15 protein-coding genes are annotated in these 17,386 nt (G+C 55.3%); 3 read left to right on the top strand and 12 right to left on the bottom strand.

Annotation, left to right across the window (positions count from 1 at the left end; genetic code table 11):
* Positions 1 to 447 precede the first annotated feature (447 nt).
* From ACR0MP_RS11445 to ugpB, 5 genes are all read right to left on the bottom strand, one after another.
* Positions 448 to 1,395: a glycerophosphodiester phosphodiesterase family protein gene (locus tag ACR0MP_RS11445; RefSeq protein ID WP_480886844.1), complete on the bottom strand. Its 948-nt coding sequence runs from the start codon at positions 1,393 to 1,395 to the stop codon at positions 448 to 450.
* Positions 1,395 to 2,450 carry a sn-glycerol-3-phosphate ABC transporter ATP-binding protein UgpC gene (gene ugpC / locus ACR0MP_RS11440; protein ID WP_170736936.1) on the bottom strand — a complete coding sequence of 352 codons (1,056 nt, stop codon included), beginning with the start codon at positions 2,448 to 2,450 and terminating at the stop codon, positions 1,395 to 1,397. Before ugpC ends, ACR0MP_RS11445 begins: the two co-directional genes overlap by 1 nt.
* Positions 2,451 to 2,453: 3 nt before the next feature.
* Positions 2,454 to 3,290: a sn-glycerol-3-phosphate ABC transporter permease UgpE gene (gene ugpE, locus ACR0MP_RS11435; RefSeq protein ID WP_170392936.1), complete on the bottom strand. Its 837-nt coding sequence runs from the start codon at positions 3,288 to 3,290 to the stop codon at positions 2,454 to 2,456.
* 20 nt (positions 3,291 to 3,310) lie between these two features.
* Positions 3,311 to 4,192: a sn-glycerol-3-phosphate ABC transporter permease UgpA gene (gene ugpA / locus ACR0MP_RS11430; RefSeq protein WP_155150415.1), complete on the bottom strand. Its 882-nt coding sequence runs from the start codon at positions 4,190 to 4,192 to the stop codon at positions 3,311 to 3,313.
* A 61-nt stretch (positions 4,193 to 4,253) separates the two neighbouring features.
* Positions 4,254 to 5,564 (bottom strand): sn-glycerol-3-phosphate ABC transporter substrate-binding protein UgpB, encoded by a 1,311-nt coding sequence (ugpB, locus tag ACR0MP_RS11425; RefSeq protein ID WP_480886842.1) that lies wholly within the window; start codon positions 5,562 to 5,564, stop codon positions 4,254 to 4,256.
* Positions 5,565 to 5,745: 181 nt separating this feature from the next.
* Here ugpB and ACR0MP_RS11420 point away from each other — a divergent pair, with 181 nt between their 5' ends.
* A complete protein-coding gene (locus ACR0MP_RS11420; protein WP_170402476.1) occupies positions 5,746 to 6,648 on the top strand; it encodes a LysR substrate-binding domain-containing protein in 903 nt (300 codons plus the stop codon).
* A 206-nt stretch (positions 6,649 to 6,854) separates the two neighbouring features.
* Here ACR0MP_RS11420 and ACR0MP_RS11415 read toward each other — a convergent pair whose 3' ends face one another.
* Positions 6,855 to 7,889 (bottom strand): hypothetical protein, encoded by a 1,035-nt coding sequence (locus ACR0MP_RS11415; RefSeq protein WP_170402479.1) that lies wholly within the window; start codon positions 7,887 to 7,889, stop codon positions 6,855 to 6,857.
* The gene (locus ACR0MP_RS11410) at positions 7,886 to 8,185 is read right to left on the bottom strand and encodes a hypothetical protein (RefSeq protein WP_170402481.1); all 300 of its coding nucleotides are present in this window, start codon (positions 8,183 to 8,185) and stop codon (positions 7,886 to 7,888) included. The genes ACR0MP_RS11415 and ACR0MP_RS11410 overlap by 4 nt, the downstream gene beginning before the upstream one ends.
* 375 nt (positions 8,186 to 8,560) lie before the next feature.
* On the opposite strand from ACR0MP_RS11410, the gene ACR0MP_RS11405 reads away from it, so the two are divergent.
* Positions 8,561 to 11,653, top strand: coding sequence for a hypothetical protein (locus ACR0MP_RS11405; RefSeq protein ID WP_480886840.1), 3,093 nt, complete (start codon positions 8,561 to 8,563; stop codon positions 11,651 to 11,653).
* 226 nt (positions 11,654 to 11,879) lie between these two features.
* Here the strand turns inward: ACR0MP_RS11405 and tcuB are convergent, their stop codons facing one another.
* Genes tcuB through ACR0MP_RS11390 form a run of 3 tightly spaced genes read right to left on the bottom strand, consistent with a single transcriptional unit; the run spans position 11,880 to position 15,026 of the window.
* A complete protein-coding gene (gene tcuB, locus ACR0MP_RS11400) occupies positions 11,880 to 12,950 on the bottom strand; it encodes a tricarballylate utilization 4Fe-4S protein TcuB (RefSeq protein ID WP_480886838.1) in 1,071 nt (356 codons plus the stop codon).
* Positions 12,940 to 14,334, bottom strand: coding sequence for an FAD-dependent tricarballylate dehydrogenase TcuA (gene tcuA / locus ACR0MP_RS11395; protein WP_170818920.1), 1,395 nt, complete (start codon positions 14,332 to 14,334; stop codon positions 12,940 to 12,942). The genes tcuB and tcuA overlap by 11 nt, the downstream gene beginning before the upstream one ends.
* An 11-nt stretch (positions 14,335 to 14,345) precedes the next feature.
* Entirely contained in the window at positions 14,346 to 15,026 is a 681-nt protein-coding gene (locus tag ACR0MP_RS11390; RefSeq protein WP_170392730.1) for a GntR family transcriptional regulator, read from the bottom strand.
* 78 nt (positions 15,027 to 15,104) lie between these two features.
* On the opposite strand from ACR0MP_RS11390, the gene ACR0MP_RS11385 reads away from it, so the two are divergent.
* A complete protein-coding gene (locus tag ACR0MP_RS11385; RefSeq protein WP_170402494.1) occupies positions 15,105 to 16,169 on the top strand; it encodes an AbrB family transcriptional regulator in 1,065 nt (354 codons plus the stop codon).
* On the opposite strand, the gene ACR0MP_RS11380 is transcribed toward ACR0MP_RS11385, so the two are convergent.
* Both ACR0MP_RS11380 and ACR0MP_RS11375 read right to left on the bottom strand, forming a co-directional pair.
* Positions 16,138 to 17,118, bottom strand: a complete 981-nt coding sequence (locus ACR0MP_RS11380; protein ID WP_170402496.1) for a D-2-hydroxyacid dehydrogenase family protein — start codon at positions 17,116 to 17,118, stop codon at positions 16,138 to 16,140. The genes ACR0MP_RS11385 and ACR0MP_RS11380 overlap by 32 nt on opposite strands.
* Positions 17,115 to 17,351 carry a hypothetical protein gene (locus ACR0MP_RS11375; protein ID WP_170513062.1) on the bottom strand — a complete coding sequence of 79 codons (237 nt, stop codon included), beginning with the start codon at positions 17,349 to 17,351 and terminating at the stop codon, positions 17,115 to 17,117. Before ACR0MP_RS11375 ends, ACR0MP_RS11380 begins: the two co-directional genes overlap by 4 nt.
* Positions 17,352 to 17,386 lie beyond the last annotated feature (35 nt).

Raw genomic sequence — 17,386 nt, 5'->3', positions numbered from 1 at the left:
CACCCTTGTCAGGTCTCCCGTCAGCAAAACAAGGGCTATCCCGGCAGCTTAGCTGAGGTCAACAGGCACCAGCGGGTCTACGGTATGGTCTACGGTGATGGCTTAGGGGTAGGAAAAGTTCTGCAGTACCCCGAAATCCCCCGCAGGACCTACGGGGGTAAATCACTGCAGTGGTATAGATAGTTAGCCCTTGAGGTATTTGACCCCAAAACATCACCCAAGTGTCATGGCGCGAGTGCAGTTTCGGTCACTACTTCGCCTGTCGAGGGCTCAGGTTCTTCTAGGAGATAAATGCTCGACAGTTCTTCCAGTCTTATCGGCTACCTGTCAATTGCACGGCACTTTAAGCGATGGTGCTTTTTCAGATTTAAGCTAGTTGAAGTGTCTGATCCTTCCCAACTGCAACTGAAAAGAACATGAACGGCGTCAGCTTTTGTGGCGCGGTGCTCACCGGCAATCGACACTCCACCTCATGCCCAAATCCGACAGATGCCTTTGAACCCGCCCAGGATAATCAGATACAATTGCATCCACGCGCAGGTCGATCATCCTGTCTATTTCTTCGTGCTCATTGACCGTCCAAACGGCAACACATAGGCCCAGTTCTTTTGCGCGCGCCACATTTTCATCCGTTACATCCGTGTAGTATGGGCACCAAAGCGAACCGCCAGCTTGCTTGACCAAATTTGGAATTTCATCACGACGACCACGAAAGTCAGGGCAAACCGCTTTCGAGGAATCCTCACCAACATCCGCCGCGTTTTCCGGAAGCTGCGTCAGGTAGGAAGACGGCATGTCAGGAGCCTGCCGCTGACACTCCTCCAACAGGTTCCAATCAAAACTGTGGAGCACCGCGCGCGAAGACAATCCTTTGTCGCGTACTTCTTGAAGAACCCGCTCGACAAATTTCCTCCTATTAAGCGCATCGTGAGCCAAATCCGGATCCGACTTCAGTTCGAGCATCAAATAGGCGTCGCCATATTTTGGATCATCAACCAAATCCAGCAAATCCTGCAACTTTGGAACACGGATGCCATCCAGTTGAGCTTGGTCCGGAAACCGTTGGCCATAAGCCGAGTGACCATCCAACCGCCCGATGTCAAATTGCTGGATTTGCTCGAACGTCAATGACGAGACCTTCGGCTCTTCTCCGGTTAGAAACAGGCCATTTGCGTCACGAAAGCTAGGAGCGTGCAGCCGATGGTTGTGGGTTATGACCGGTACGTCATCGGCCGTCAGGACAACATCAAACTCAAGCAGCGGGACGCCGATAGAGAGCGAAAAGTCAAAGCCAATCATACTGTTTTCGGGCAGCACACCCCGCGCACCTCGATGCCCCACAACCCGGATCAGGTTTTTGCCACCACGAAAGGCTTCAACCTGTGGAAAGACCATCAGCCTTCCAACCTCTTGCCGGATGAATGGTCAAACAGATGCATGTGCTCTGAGGCAACTGAGAACCGCATGCTCGGATGCCGGCCTTCGATTGGGTGGACACCCGGAAGACTTATCGTAATCGCGTCGCCTGCATCCGTGAGCTGGCCATGCAATAAGGTGTTTGCGCCTAGCGGTTCCGCCATCTGAATAGCGGCTTCCAACGGACCATTGTCGTCCAGAAACAGATGCTCTGGTCGGATTCCAAGCTTTAGTGGGGTATCAGGCCCCGTGGATGGGCCAATCTCTAAGCCCCCTATCTTAACCGTTCCGTTTTCACGCTGAGCATCAAAGATATTCATTGCAGGGCTACCAATAAACTGAGCCGCGAAAAGGGTTCCTGGTGTTTCATATACCTCCAATGGCGTCCCAATCTGCTCAGCGATGCCTCCGTTCATCACGATCATCCTGTCTGCCATCGTCATCGCTTCGACCTGATCGTGAGTCACGTAAAGCGATGTAATTCCTAACTTTTCCTGAAGCTCGCGGATTTCTAAACGCATCTGAACACGCAGCTTGGCATCAAGATTTGAGAGTGGTTCATCAAACAGGAAAACCGCCGGCTCGCGAACAATTGCCCGCCCCATTGCCACCCTTTGGCGTTGACCGCCTGAAAGCTGCCGGGGTTTGCGGTCCAACAAAGCTTCCAGCTGCAACAGTTTGGCGGCCTCGGTCACCTTCTGGTCAATCTGGTTCTTTGGAAGCCCCGCGATTTTCAGCCCATACCCCATGTTCTGGCGCACCGACATATGTGGGTAGAGCGCGTAATTCTGGAATACCATCGCGATATCGCGATCCATCGGCTCTTTGTCGTTGGCTCGTTCTTCTCCAATCCGGATTTCACCGGATGTCACGGTTTCCAGGCCGGCAACCATCCGCAACAGCGTGGACTTCCCGCAGCCCGAGGGTCCAACGATTACGATGAACTCACCGTCCGCGATATCTATATCGATGCCGTGGATAACGTCCGTCGGGCCAAAGCTCTTTTTGACATTCTCAAGGGTTACTGTTGCCATTTCTTACTTCTCGCTATCGACAAGGCCGCGGACAAAGAGCTTTTGCATCGACACCACCACGATGACCGGCGGGATCATTGCCAAAATCGAAGTGGCCATGATGACGGGCCATTCCGCTACGTCGTCGCCGGATGGGAACATCTGTTTGATACCCATCACGATGGTGTTCATTTCAGGATCGGTAGTGATGAGCAGCGGCCAGAGATATTGATTCCACCCGTAGATAAAAAGGATCACGAACAGCGCCGCGATATTCGTTCGGCTCATGGGGACCACGATATCAATGAAGAACCGCATCGGGCGGGCACCATCGACGCGTGCAGCTTCGGCCAGTTCATCCGGGATCGTCAGAAAGAACTGCCGGAACAGGAACGTTGCCGTGGCCGAGGCGATTAAGGGGAAGATCAGCCCATAGTAGCTGTTGAGCATGCCGAACCCGGCGACGACTTCGAACGTCGGCACAATACGAACCTCGACCGGAAGCATCAGCGTTAGGAAGATCAGCCAAAAGAACGTCGTTCGCCCGGGAAAACGGAAATAGACGATCGCAAAAGCTGACAGCAGCGAAATTATGATCTTGCCCACTGCGATTCCGATGGCCATCACAAGACTGTTGAACAACATTGTGGCGACTGGGACGTTCACACCGGAGAACAGCGCGGCCTTATAGTTTTCCCAGAATTGATCGCCGGGAAGAATGGGCATGGGCGGCGAAACGATTTCCGGCTGGGTCACAGTCGATGCCACGAACGCCAGCCAGATCGGGAAAAAGATGATTAAGACGCCAAGGATCATCATGGCATGGGTCAACCAGATCCCCATTCCACGTTTTTCGACCATTCCGTGTTGTTGGGCTGCCATCAGTAGTGCACCCTTTTTTCCACGTATTTGAATTGGATGACGGTCAGCAGACCAACGACAATAAGCAGGATGACGGACTGAGCGGAGGACGAACCGAGATCTTGTCCAACGAACCCATCTGAGAAGACTTTGTAGACTAGAATGGTCGTCGCCTGCTGTGGGCCACCGCCAGTGATCGTGTGGATGACGCCAAAGGTCTCAAAGAATGCATAGACAACATTCACCACTAACAGGAAGAACGCGGTTGGTGACAAAAGCGGCAGCACGATTGTGAAGAACCGGCGCCAGAAGCGCGCGCCGTCAATTGCCGCAGCCTCGATCACCGATCTTGGGACCGACTGCAGCGCTGCGAAGAAGAACAAGAAGTTATAGCTGATACGCCCCCAGGCTGAGGCTACAACCACCAGGCCCATGGCCTCGGTGCCGTTCAGAACGTGGTTCCAGTCATAACCAAGCTGGCCGAGGTACCACGACACGACACCAACACGCGTGTTGAACATGAACAGCCACAGCACGCCTGCAACAGCGGGGGCAACGGCGTAGGGCCAGATCAGCAGCGTCCGGTAAACACCCGATCCTTTGATCAGGCGGTCCGCTATGACCGCCAGAAACAACGCCGGGATCATTGAACACAGCGTGACGAGCGTCGAAAACACCGCCGTCGTCACGAAAGAAGCACGGTAGAATTTATCGCTCAGCAGGAATTCAAAGTTACCCAATCCAACAAATTGGGACGACAGCCCAAATGGGTCAGGAATGAACAGGGACTGCCACACCGCCTGCCCGGCCGGATAGAAGAAGAAGACAGCGGAGATGATGACCTGCGGGGCGATCAGCGCCAATGGCAGAAGCCAGCCGCGAAAGGTGACGCGTTTTTCCATCCCGATAAACCACCGAATAAAGAAGATGCGGGCCCGAAACAGGCCCGCATCAAATTAGGACTTATTGATTGGCAGACTCGAACCGGCGCAGCAGGGCATCGCCGCGTTCTTTCGCACTGTCCATTGCTTCCTGAGCGGTCTTTTCACCGGACCAGACAGCCTCGAGCTCTTCGTCGATGATGCCGCGAATCTGGTCAAACGACCCCAGACGCAGACCCTTCGAATTCGCAGTCGGATCTTTGGCGGTCATCTGTATGACAGCAATGTCAGTACCTGGGTTTTCTTCATAGAAACCAGCATTTCGGGTCGCGACGCCAGCTTCGGCGGTGATTGGAAGATACCCTGTGTTCTGATGCCAGTTCGCCTGAACGTCCGAAGACGAAAGGAAGCTCAGGAATTCACCGACACCTTTGTATTCTTCAGGATCGTGACCCTCCATCACCCAAAGCGAAGCGCCACCAATAATGGTGTTTTGCGGCTCGCTTACGACCGCCTCCCAATAGGGCAACGGGCGCACGTCGAATTCGAACTCAGCCTCAGAGCTAATGCCGGCATAGCCTGCCGAACTTTCGGTGAATAGCGCGCATTCACCTGCCCGGAAGTTCGCGCCACCTTCGTTTCTGCGGCCGGTATAGATGAATTTACCATCTTTGGCCCAGTCACCCATCGCGGTCAGGTGCGCCACCTGCGTCGGTCCATTCAACATCAGTTCGGTATCAAGACCGGCAAATCCATTGTCCTTCGATGCGAATGGGACGTCGTGATAGGCCGAAAGGTTCTCAAGGTGAATCCAGCTTTGCCAAGCAGTGACCAGCGGACAGTCTTCACCCCCAGCCTTAAGCTGGTCAAGAACGTCACCAACCTTTTCCCAGGTCGACAAATCCGTGTCAGGGTCAACACCCGCCGCTTCCATAGCATCGCGATTGACCCAGAGAACGGGTGTGGACGAGTTGAAGGGCAGCGACAGCATGTCCCCGTCAGTGGTCGTATAGTAGCCTTTGACGGCACCAATGTAGGCATCAGGATCGAATGATGCACCGCTTTCAGCCATCACTTCATACACGGGTTTGATAGCCCCTTCGGCCGACATCATCGTTGCCGTGCCTACTTCGAAAACCATCAGGATATGTGGTTGTTCACCTGCTCGGAAAGCAGCAATACCCGCATTCAAGGTTTCCGAATAGTTGCCTTTATGGCTTTCTACTACAGTGAACTCATCTTGGCTGGCATTGAACTCTTCAACCTGAGCCTTCACAAGATCGCCTAGTCGACCGGTGAAGGCATGCCAGAACTGAATTTCGGTTTGCGCCATAGCCGCCACCGGCGACAGAGCAGTTGTTAAGGCGAGAGCGCCTAGAAAATTCTTTTTCATGATTCCTCCCATGCATCAGGGGTTGATGCTTCGTTGAATACCGACCGCAACGCGTAATCAGCACACATGACGATTTCACGACGTTAACGTTACAATTTTATAATTCAAGCATTTAATTTTTGAGAAAAACATAACATTACATTATAAACCAACCAGGGAAACAACGAACCAGGTTCAAAATATGAGTCAAACTTTGCGGATCCGGCAATTGGAAGCGCTCATGGCCGTTTCCACCAATGGGTCGGTCACTGCTGCGGCAACGGATCTTGGGATAAGTCAGCCCGCAGTCAGCAGACTGCTTTCTGATTTGGAAAAATCACTTGGCTTTCAGCTTTTTGATCGCCGCGAAGGTCGCTTGGTGCCGTCGCAGGAGGTACGATATCTGCAACCCAGCGTAGAGCGCGTTCTGGAATTGATGAAGCAAATCTCGGATGTCAGTCAGGACATCACACAGCGCAAAGCGGGTCACATCCGCGTCGCTTGCTTACCGGGGTTCGCCACAAGTCATCTTCCCGATGTCGTCGCCAAGTTTTTGCAGGATCGGCCCGGCGTCACCCTGACGATTGAACCAGACCGACCGGAACGGATTCTCGAGTGGATGATAGGTGAGCAGTATGATTTCGGGATCACGGACAGCTTTAACGGTCACCCGGCCGTTGAAAGCAGAAACATCAATGTCCGCACAGTTTGCGTGTTTCCCACCGGGCATGAATTGGAAAGCCTCTCTGAGGTGACACCAGCGGATATTACAACGGCTAAAATTATACATACACGACGCGACAGCGACTTTTTTGGGCGGCTTTCCAAAGCGTTTCAGAACGCCAACGTAGAGTTGAATTCCCACATCGAAGTCAGGCAGTTCACCGCAGCTTGTGAGTTGGCACTAAAAGGTGTCGGAGTTTCCGTGGTAAGCGAGTTGGACGCCATCCAGTATTCAACGCGTGGATTGAGCTATAGGCCGTTCAAGCCATTGCTTCCACATACACTATCGCTTGTGCGCCCAATATTGAAACAACCGTCACTAGTGACACTCGAATTCATCGAACAGTTTCAAGAAAGCTTAAAACCGTTCAAAGCCCAATGAGCCCGTCAAAAAACCACGGCACATGAAAGAGCCTTTGCGCTGCCGACAAATCACCTACCCCTTTCTGCATAAGAAACATCAGAGTTTTGAGACCTCTGGGCATCATCCGGATCCAGCACCAAAGCGATCCACACCCATTCAGCCATGACCAGTGAATACGCCCAATGCGTATGTCTATGTGTTGATGATGGGATTCTTATCATTCGCTAAAGGAATAGATATGGCGACCCGTTGGGCCAGTGATCTTCGATCCTGGTCCGCTGAGCGTCGTCAAAGTTCAGGTGTGCGACCTGAGCATTTGTGAACTCTTCTCGCATGGCATGGATTAATCCTGCGGGTTTTATGGCATCAGGATTCTCTGCCGCCTTTTCAACACGGGGCTCGACTGCTGTTTCGCCCAATTTGATCGCCGGTCCGAGCAGTGCGAAGGCAGGATTGATGGACAGAGCTGCGATCGCACCAATGAATTCAGCGATGCCCGCGCCCCATTTCAATCTGACTGGTATTTTGGTGGCTGCAACAGCCTTTGCGTAGGCCTTAACCAGCGTCTCCATGCGCTCGCGCGCCTCTTGTTTGCTGGTTCCTCTCAAAGCTTCGACCGATGTCCAGGCACGCAAGGCGTTGCGGTGTTCCTGCACCTCAGGCATTGCGCAAAGATCAAGCGCGGCCTTGATCTGATCTTGATGAGAGCGTGTCTTGCCCTCAGCAGTTTCGTGATGTGGAACCAGAAATTCCCAACCAAACGCGCGCAGCAAAGGTTCCTGCTCTGGAGTGTCATCAAGGAAAGCCTGAGGGCCATCATAGGCCGGGATAACTGCGACCTCGGTGAGAGGTATTCCCTTGATTAGCGCCCGGTTCCGTTTGGCATCCACGAAATCCTGAAGAACCCGACGGGTTAGGTGAAACGCAGGCGCATCGAAATCCTCTTCCTTTTGCGCTGCTTCGAATCCGGGCTGTTGCTGAAGATCGACCACATCCATTTCGGCGTCCGTAGCGATCTTTCGTTTTTTCCACTCCAAGTGGTGCGCGTTGTCCCAGGAAACCTCCATCAAACGATCTCTGGGAATCCAGCTTAGTATCTTGCCCTGGCGCACCGGGTTCCATTTTGCAGGCCAAGTCGCTCCTTGCGGTGGCCGGGGGATCACCAGTGTCTCGAAAAGCACCAACTCGGCGACGAAAGCGCTCGGTCGAAGATGATCGCGCACTGACATGGTGCCCCAAAGCTGCGACGAATTGTTCATGGCATTTCTCCTGCAATCGTCTTGCAGATCAGGTTACCATCTTTGTGCACCAACCCAAGATGGTTGCTTGGGTATGCCCAAACAAAGCTGATGTAGCTTATGCAACAGGAATGCGGAAAACTCATCTCGCCGCGCTCGCAATTCCGCGCCACCATTTCTAATAGCGCCCAAAATGCCAAGCGTTGTCGCGAACGACTGGTCAGGCAATGCAGCGGTGCGATAGGACGGTATTTCCCGAAAATCCGGTCGCACCATTCTAGGCCATCAATGTGAATGTCCGCGTAGAGGATATTCATGGCTTCCTAGTCTGATGACCCTCTTCTTCAGCAACACAGTGATTACATCCGCAATGGCTTTGCAAATTCGATGCCAGTTGTAAGGCGCTAGCCGTTGCATACCTGCACCTACAGCTCCGCATTGACCGAGAGCCTCGGGTGAGCGGCGATAGCAAAACAAAGGTGATCGCGCCTTCCGGCTTAGCGGGCAGATTTTTGCGGGAATCGGCAATAAATGTTACGATAGATTTGTTGGCAGGATCGCCGCTGGGTCTCTCCGGCCATCGCGCTACGTTATTCTTTTTTATTACAACAAGTTCTTTTTCTTTGCCGTTCGGCCGGGCGATCCGGGGCCTCTGGGCCAGCGTTTCAGATTGCTTTTGAACGGAGGCAAACATGCCCGAAACAGTATTTGAACGCGCGCCAGACGGCGCGATCATTGGACTTCAGCATCATGGCGACCCTCTTCGAGGGCGTTCTAAAGGAAACAGTGCGCTGGATGTGGCGCAGGCTTATGCCGCCGAAGTGGCGGGGCTTTACCGGATAAAGCCTGATTTTCTTGACAGGCTCGGCGAGAGTGTTTCAGGCAAGTACAATCGCGAGGAGGGCAGCAAGCTACGGCTGGAAGAAGCCAAGGCAGTACAGTCTTTTCTGGTCTACACCTTTCGTCAGACCCATCACGGTGTTCCGGTCTGGGAGCGCGGTCTGACACTACGCATGGCCGGCCCAGACAATGTGGTCACCGGTTCGTCCTCAAGTGTTGCTGCCGATATCGAACTCAGCAACGCCCCTACTCCGCCTGCTGGCCGCGACAAACAAGCTGGCACGGTTCTGCGCGAAGCTGTGAAAGGGGCCAAGTTCACAAAATTCAAGGTTAATGACACCCGGGACTTTGTCTATCGCTACGACGCAGAACATCGCCTGCCACACAAAGAACCGGGCGAGATCGAAGGGGCCGAGTTAACCCCGCTGCCAGAGATTGGTCGTGTGCCAAAGGGCATCAAGGACGGCGAATGGCGTTTCGTAAGCCTTGTGCATTTTGGCTGCAAAATTCCCGACTACGGAGAGCTGAACTGGCGAGCATTGGTCGATTGGGAGACCGGCGCGGTGCTTTACATCCGGCCATTGGTGGGGTGTGTTTCGGGCTACGTCTTCACAGACGACCCGATATCACTTTCAGGAGATTCAGAGCTTGATCCGACGGCCCCGGTTGCGCTTTTGGATGCGCAACGCGAACTGGTGGCGCTGGAACGGTTGATATTACCGGGCGGAGGCGCACCGGTGGAACTAAGCGGCGAATTGGTGGCGGTACGGGATCTCGACACACCGAACATCGCCCCACCGACTGAAAACGCCGGTGCCGCATCGATCTTTGATTATCCCGCCGACAGCGACGATTTCGCGGCGGTCTGTGCGTACTACAACCATGATTTCCTGTATCGCTTCGTCCAGTCTTTGGGCTTCGATCTGCCCAGCTATTTCGACGGGGTGACCTTCCCAGTGGATGTTGATCACCGCTGGTTCAATCCCATTGCAGGACCGGTGAATGCTCAGGCGCCAGGCAATGCCATAGGCAATGGTGTACTACGCTTTCGTTATGCGCTTGCGGCAAATGGCTCCACAGTCGGCATGGCCACAGACTCGCGCGTATCGGCGCATGAATTCGGGCATGCGGTGCTGTGGGATCATCTCAATTGGCCTAATTTCGGCTTTTGTCATGGCTTTGGTGACGCGCTGGCGGCAATACTTTACGATCCGCAGGGTATCGCGCCGGATCGTTTCCGCACCTTCCCCTTCAGCAACCTGATCACCCGGCGATGGGATCGGTCGGTCGCCTCGGGTTGGGGCTGGGGTGGCACGATGGACGTGGGCGGATATCGGTCAACCGAGATCAATGCCACTACTTTGGGCCGAATCTATCGATCTCTCGGAGGTGATTCCACAGAACTAGACGACAGGCTGCATGCCAGCCGCTACACGATCTATCTGATCCTGCAGGCGGTGCCGCTTTTGGCCGGGATCGTGCCCAACACAGTCGAAGGTTTTTCCCGCGCCTTACAGGAATCAGACGAGAACACTGCTCAATTCGACGGTGCAGCCGGAGGCTGGGCACACAAAGTGGTACGCTGGGGCTTTGAGAAACAGGCGCTCTACAACGGATCCCCGCCTGATGTTGACGTCTTCATTGATGACGGACGGCAGGGTGAATACCCTTGGCACCAACCGGGCAACAATGCTCCCGGCATCTGGAATCGGCACCGCCCTGACGGCGGCACCGACCACGAGACTCCGCGCCGCTGCGTCGAGAATTATCTGTATGTCCGGATCGGCAATCGCGGCAACTACCCAGCCCAATCAGTGACTTTGTCACTAGCCCGCGCGACGGAAGGCAAGGGCACCACATGGCCGGATGACTGGGATCCGCTTATCGTAGGCGAACCTATCGGCCAATCAGTGCATTGTGGCGACGAAGTGATCGTCGGCCCGATCCCATGGTGCCCCGAGGACCTGTGCGAGGAATACATTCTTGCCAGCGTGGATACGCCAGAAGACCGCAGCAATGTCGAAACGATCGCAGGCAGTCTGCCTGTCGATCGACTGGCGCTTGGTGACAACAACGTCGCCCTTCGCCGAATGGAGGTGAACCGCGCCGAAGATGACACCCCTTGCTGCGAGGAGGAAGAAACGAAGATGACCTATCGTTACGCCGTCAAGTTCGTCTGCGGCTGTTCCAAGGGCCGCATTTTGTCCCAGGGCCGCTATCACACAGCAATCAACATCGGAAACGGCAGCGGCGATGCTGTGCGTTTTCGTAAACGGGTGTCGTCGGCCTTGCCAAACGAAAAACCGGGCAATGTCTCGGCCAGAACGAAGAACAAACTCGGTCCCTGGGAATCGATGGAGATCGATTGCGAAGATGTGGCACGACACCTGCGGGTGGCCGAATGCTGTTTCTTAAAAGGGTTTGTCTTTATCGACAGCGAAACACCGCTGGACGTGGTCGCGGTCTACACCGCCGCCCATGGTGAAGGCGAAGTGGAAACCATCGATGTCGAACCGGTCGTGCCTCGGCTGATCAAAAAGGTACCGCCCCCGCCACCGCCACCTCCGCCGCCGCCCCCACCCGAGGACAAGCCGGACCTGATCCCGGTGCAGCCCTTCCCGCCCGGCCCGCCGCCCTTCCCGGCTTGGTATTGTGAGGAGCCGCGCAAGTTGAGGATCATCGTGCGTAACATTGGTGCAGGGGCTGCCGGGCCTTCGACCACGCGGGTCGATTTCTTCCAGAGCGGCGTGGTGGTCGATCTGCCGACACCAGCACTGGGGCCAAACGGGGATGAGACCACGCTATCGCTCGAATTCCCGGACGAGGTCAAAGGTGGCGAGCAGATCCCCTTCAAGATCACCGTCAATGCCAATCCGGCCGATGGTGTGACGGAAACAGACACCACCAACAACAGCGACTCTTCCTCCTGCGGCCTGGCCAGCTAAAGCAAACTGGGGGTGGCCCGGGCCATTATCGGCCCGGGCTGCGCGATCTAGAGGTGCCGGTCGCTAGGCTGAATCATGATCGTGATTGCGCTCTACATACAGGAGGGCAATTTGCTTCAACGACACCAAGGTGGGACCGCCCTGTCTGATCCCAAAGTCAGACCTCAAGCTGCGATTTAAGTATACTTTTCTACCGCTTCCCAAGGGGCGACAGGGTCGCCGCAGCCTAGTAACTATCTCTTTTCCGTTGCGCATCTTTGATAAGAGCAGCAAGCCGATAGAAACCGTGGGCCATCTTGGTGTAGGGCGTTAGCAGGAAGAATGTCAGGACCGATCCAAGATGAATAGCAAGCAACGCGGGCATCAAAGCCGTTGATCCGAAAGCGTAAAGAGCAAGTCCGCTAAAACCGACGAATCCCAGCAACAGGATGAAACCGATATCGCCGCCCCATGCCGAAGCATCACCGAGATTGCGATCGGACCTTTGCTTGAGAATTGCCATGGCGCAGCAACCCACTGTCAACAACACACCGCCGGAGATTCCGAATAGTTTGGGCAAAGACCAGAACCCGTACGGCGCATGCATTCCAAAGCCATAATGCATAACCGTTGCAATCGAGGTCGACGCGAAGCAAAGCAGGAAGCCATACATGATCGCGTGGTGAATATGACGTCGCGCCTGACTGAACCGGTCTTCGTCTTCAAAATTACAGCCTTCACCATGACCTGCGGCAAGATCCTGCATTTTACCCGCTCGTTTGAAGGCGGCCAGCAGGTCCGCCATTTTGATGGGTTTTCCCCCCACCTCGGCCCAATAGCGCCTTAGGCTGATGGCAATGCTAAAGAGTGGCAGCAAGAATGCCGGAGCAAAAATCGCAACAATCGCATTATGCGACAGAACGGCATAAAACCCGTCCCCTCCGCTGGAACCTATCGCGCGAATTGCCCAGAACAACAGGGCAAATCCGACCACAAGTGCCAGCGCAATCGCCCCGCCATGGGTGTGAAATCGGCGCGCCAACGGCTGCGGCCATGCGAAGCTTTCCCAGCTGTCCCTCCGCACCTCGGCCAGAGCCTTCGGCAAATTCAGGTCGAACTCGTGCGGGACTGTGTACTGGCAGGCGTAGTAGCAGCCGCGGCAGTTGTGGCACAGGTTGGCCAGTTGCGTGATGTCCCCATCCGAGAACGCGCGTTCCGCATGAAGCGACGGAAAGACCGAGCAATAGCCCTCGCAATAGCGGCAGGCGTTGCAAATTTCAGCCTGACGGCGGGCTTCCTGTATCAATTCAATTTGCATAAGCGGCGGCCTCACGTCCTGCGATGCGTCCAAAGACGGTTCCGATGGTCATGCCGAAACCGGCTAGATAGCCTTGCCCAAGGATCGAGCCCGCCATGGTTTCGCCAGCCGCCCACATGTTTTTGATCTTGCCGTCGGCGCTCGAACATTGCGCGGCGTCGTCGACTTTGAGGCCCAAATAGGTGAAGGTTACGCCCGTACGCAGCGAATAACCGTAAAATGGCGGCTCGGTGATCGGACGCGCCCAGTTGGTCTTGGGCGGGTTCAAGCCAGATGTTGAAACGCCGTCCAGCTCTGTCGGATGAAAGGCGCTGGTGTCTCCGCAGGCGGCGTTGAATTCAGCGATTGTTGCGGTCAACTTTTCGGCAGGCAGGCCCATCATCCCGGCCAGTTCTTCCAACGTATCTGCCTTCAGCGGTGGAAACACCGACGGCATGAACAGATTCAACGAATTGGCGTCGATGATCACATAGCCAACTTGATCTGGTTGGGCTGCCACCAAGCGCCCCCAGATTGCATAGCGCTTGGGCCAGACATCCTCGCCCTCATCGTAGAAGCGCTCGGCATCCTTGTTCACGACGATCGAAAACGGCACACAATCCAGACGGGTGACAATACCACCGTCAAATTTCGGTGCACGCCCATCGATAGCAACGGCGTGGCATTGGGTCGGGTCGCCAACACTCTCGACGCCTTGATCCAGAAGATCAGCCAGGACCACGCCTCGGTTATAAGGAGTGCCTCGGATCAGAAAGTTTTTTGCAGGCTCACCCCATGCACGGGTCAGCCAATCCGTATCGGCCTGAAACCCGCCCGAGGCGACGATGACTGCCTTTGGCATTATCCGGTGGTTTTGACCTTCATAGGTATAGTCGACCCATTCGATCCGATCCCCGTTCAGCTCCAAATGCGTGACGGCGGCTTCATACAAAACATCGATACCCAAACCCGCCGCAGTTCGGTAATAAGCATTCACCAGAGACTTCCCGCCTCCCATAAAAAAGGCATTTGTCCGTGCCAAAGAAAGTGTTCCGGAAAGAGAGGGTTGAAACCTGACACCGTGCTCTTCCATCCATGGCAGGCATTCCTCGGAAGTGCGGATCGCAAGGCGGGCCAGATGCTCGTCAGTTTTGCCGCCGGTGACCTTCATCAAGTCCGCGAGATATTCGTCTTCGCTATACTCTTCGATCAACGGGCCCAAAGGGCCACCATGCATGCAGCGAAAATTGCGCGTATGGCGCGAGTTTCCTCCGCGATAGGGTTTTGGCGCGGTTTCCAGTATCAGAACGCGGGCACCGGCTTCGGCGGCGGTTATCGCGGCGCATAAAGCAGCGTTCCCGCCACCGATCACAGCGATATCGTAAGCTTCCTTTTGGGTGGCCATATCCTGTCTACCTAGTGATTTTCGTCGGTTGTCCGATCGCGTTCCTGCAACGCCCGGATACGCATTCGTTGTGCGGCCTGAATATGCCCGCGCATTTCTGTCTCGGCCGCCGCGCCATCACGTGCCTTCAGCGCGGCCATGATACGCCGATGTTCAGCGACTGCCGCTTCGGCCCGATCTCCGTCCAACAATTGCGACGGCCCAAGGATCAGCAGCGCCTTCTGCAAGGACAACATGGATTTCGCGAGAAAACGGTTCTTGGCTGCATCCAAAAGTGTGGCATGAAATATCCGGTTGATCCGAGCCGCGTCTGGACCTGTGCCAGCCTCGGCCAAGCGATCATTCAAAACGTCCAACTCGTCCAATTCGACATCCGACGCCGCACGCGCTGCTAGACGGGCCGCAGTGCCCTCGAGCACTGCGCGCATCTCATAGAGTTCCATCACCTCGGCGTAATCCAGACTGCGGACGGTCGCGCCCTGCCGCGGTACATGCGTGACCAGGCCGTCGGTCTCCAGCTGCCGGATCGCCTCGCGCACCGGTGTTCGGCTGACACCCAACCGTTCAGACAGCTCAATCTCGCGCAGGCGCTCGCCGGGCAGAAGGGTGCCCTCGCGAATCTCATCCAACAGGCGTTGATACGCCGAATTGCCTTGCGGGCCAGGCTGTAAGGGGTCGTCCTGAATGGTCATCGCGTGCTCACTTGTCTTCTTGAGTCCAATTGTATACATTTGGATACATAGTGAGTCAATATAGTCGGAAGCTGCACTTTGCCCACCCAGAACAAAACACCTTCTCTCCTAGCGAAGCGGGCCCTAACACTGGGCTTGGCACTTCTTGGCACAGGGCTATTCTGGGCGTTGGATCTGCCATTGCCTTTTCTGTTCGGCCCGATGAGCGCGTGTCTGATCGCGGCTCTGGCTCATGCTCCAATGGAAGGCTTTGGTCAGGTCTCGATTGCGGCGCGCACCATACTCGGCGTGGCTGTAGGGGCTTCGATTACCCCAGCCCTATTTGCAGAACTGCCGAAGATGGCAGCGTCGATTGCACTGATCCCGTTCTTTATCCTGCTGATCGCGCTGGTCGGAGTGCCATTCTTCCGCAAGGTCTGGGGCTTTGATACCACGACCGCGTTTTACGCAGCCATGCCCGGCGGATTGCAGGATATGATCATCTTCGGGGCCGAGGCTGGCGCTAACCCGCGAACGCTGTCCCTGATCCACGGAACCCGCGTTCTGATTGTTGTAACGCTGGCCCCTCTGTTTCTTACGGTGTTTTACGACGCCCAACTCACCAACCCAATCGGAGAGCCCGCGCGCAACCTGCCGATACATGAATTGGCGCTGATGGTTCTTGCTGCCTTTGTCGGCTGGAAAGGCGGTGAGCGGATCGGCTTGTTCGGAGCGTCGATTCTAGGGCCAATGATCCTGACGGCTGCGTTGTCACTGGGCGACTTCATTCACACCCGACCGCCTCGCGAGGCCATCCTTGCAGCTCAGTTCTTTATCGGCTGCGGTATCGGCGTGAAATTCGTAGGTGTCACATGGGTCGAACTACGCCGTGTGGTGGCGGCGGGCTTCGCCTATGTCATTGTCCTCGCCGTTCTGGCGGCCGCTTTCACTGCCGTTGTCACCACCTTGGGGCTGGGCCAACCGGTCGAGGCATTTTTAGCCTTTGCCCCCGGCGGGCAGGCAGAAATGACAGTTCTGGCCATCGTCTCAGGCGCGGATCTGGGCTTTGTGATCACGCATCATCTGACAAGGATCGTGTTGGTAATCATCGGTGCGCCGATAGCGGCCAACCTTATCCTGCGCTGGTCCAAACCTCGGGGTTGATCATGTGAACCGGAGCGCCTGCAGCATAGGCGTTCACTTGATCGAAAATGTCCGAAAATTGCAGATCGAACTCATCCTCGGTCACAAAGCCGATATGCGGCGTCGCAATCAGATTTGGATGCGAAAGCAAGGGGTCTTTCGGATCATTGAGGGGTTCGGAATCGAAGACATCGATTGCGGCCTTCCCGGGATGACCGGCATTCAGCGCCCCAAGCAATGCCCCTTTTGCAATAAGGCCAGCACGAGATGTATTCACAAACAGTGATCCCGGCTTCATGTGCGCGAAGTCTGACGCAGTAATGATGCCGTTTGTGCCTGGCTTTAGGCGAACATGGATCGAGACAACATCGCTGTTGGCAAAGAAAGCTTCGCGGTTCGCGGCGACCTGAACACCATCTGCCTGCGCCCGAACCCGGCCTTCATCTGAGGACCACCAGACTACATTCATTCCAAATGCCTCGGCGTAGCCCGCGACAACGCGTGCGATACGGCCATAGCCGTACAGTCCCAGCTGCCGCCCTCTCAGCGTCTTGCCAACTCCGGCCTGCCACCGCCCCGCTTTGACCGAGGCCATCTGCGCCGGTAAATCGCGCATCCCAGCCATGATCAGCGCCCAAGTGAGTTCGGCTGCAGCATATGAAGGCGTTCCACCATGCATGTTCGAACACAGCAGAACACCGTTGTCCGAGCATGCCTGCACATCAACGTGCGGATACACGCTGCGCTGACTTATCAATCTCAGGTTCGGCAGCTTTTCGATCAACTCGCGGGTAACTTTGGTGCGTTCGCGAAACAGAACCAACGCTTCGGCCTTCTGCAACCGTGCTGCCAATTCATCGGTATCCTCGACATGATCTGTCCAGATCTTCACTTCATGGTCGGATAGCTTTCCAAAACAAGGCAAGCCCTGCAGAGTATCAAACCAATCATCCAGAATGTGAACCTTCATCGACTTTCCAAACCCTGCCCGGTGTTCAGTTTTCTTGGCGTCGGCACAAAATGCAGCGTATCGAGTGCTGCAAGCGCATTGCGGACCCGCTCGCTTTGATCCAGCAAATGGTTGAACTGCTCATCGCACCCGGCGATCGGCGTCGGGTATTCTGCAATATCCCGCCGCAGGACCGACTGCGCCAGCCTGAGTTCCTGACGCGCAATATCGAGGCATTCAGAATAATTGTTCATCGTGGCACCTTCATATTGTATACCTTAGTATACAT

This window comes from Ruegeria sp. K3, assembly GCF_056531845.1.
This window is presented reverse-complemented; position numbering and strand designations above follow the sequence as displayed.

Bases quoted from the DNA above. Each gene is read 5' to 3' on its own strand.
- ACR0MP_RS11405 (WP_480886840.1), top strand. From the start codon at position 8,561: ATGCCCGAAACAGTATTTGAACGCGCGCCAGACGGCGCGATCATTGGA.
- tcuA (WP_170818920.1), bottom strand. From the start codon at position 14,334: ATGGCCACCCAAAAGGAAGCTTACGATATCGCTGTGATCGGTGGCGGG.
- ACR0MP_RS11375 (WP_170513062.1), bottom strand. From the start codon at position 17,351: ATGAACAATTATTCTGAATGCCTCGATATTGCGCGTCAGGAACTCAGG.
- tcuB (WP_480886838.1), bottom strand. From the start codon at position 12,950: ATGCAAATTGAATTGATACAGGAAGCCCGCCGTCAGGCTGAAATTTGC.
- ACR0MP_RS11390 (WP_170392730.1), bottom strand. From the start codon at position 15,026: ATGACCATTCAGGACGACCCCTTACAGCCTGGCCCGCAAGGCAATTCG.
- ugpA (WP_155150415.1), bottom strand. From the start codon at position 4,192: ATGGAAAAACGCGTCACCTTTCGCGGCTGGCTTCTGCCATTGGCGCTG.
- ACR0MP_RS11380 (WP_170402496.1), bottom strand. From the start codon at position 17,118: ATGAAGGTTCACATTCTGGATGATTGGTTTGATACTCTGCAGGGCTTG.
- ACR0MP_RS11415 (WP_170402479.1), bottom strand. From the start codon at position 7,889: ATGAACAATTCGTCGCAGCTTTGGGGCACCATGTCAGTGCGCGATCAT.
- ugpB (WP_480886842.1), bottom strand. From the start codon at position 5,564: ATGAAAAAGAATTTTCTAGGCGCTCTCGCCTTAACAACTGCTCTGTCG.
- ugpE (WP_170392936.1), bottom strand. From the start codon at position 3,290: ATGGTCGAAAAACGTGGAATGGGGATCTGGTTGACCCATGCCATGATG.
- ugpC (WP_170736936.1), bottom strand. From the start codon at position 2,450: ATGGCAACAGTAACCCTTGAGAATGTCAAAAAGAGCTTTGGCCCGACG.
- ACR0MP_RS11410 (WP_170402481.1), bottom strand. From the start codon at position 8,185: ATGAATATCCTCTACGCGGACATTCACATTGATGGCCTAGAATGGTGC.
- ACR0MP_RS11445 (WP_480886844.1), bottom strand. From the start codon at position 1,395: ATGGTCTTTCCACAGGTTGAAGCCTTTCGTGGTGGCAAAAACCTGATC.
- ACR0MP_RS11420 (WP_170402476.1), top strand. From the start codon at position 5,746: ATGAGTCAAACTTTGCGGATCCGGCAATTGGAAGCGCTCATGGCCGTT.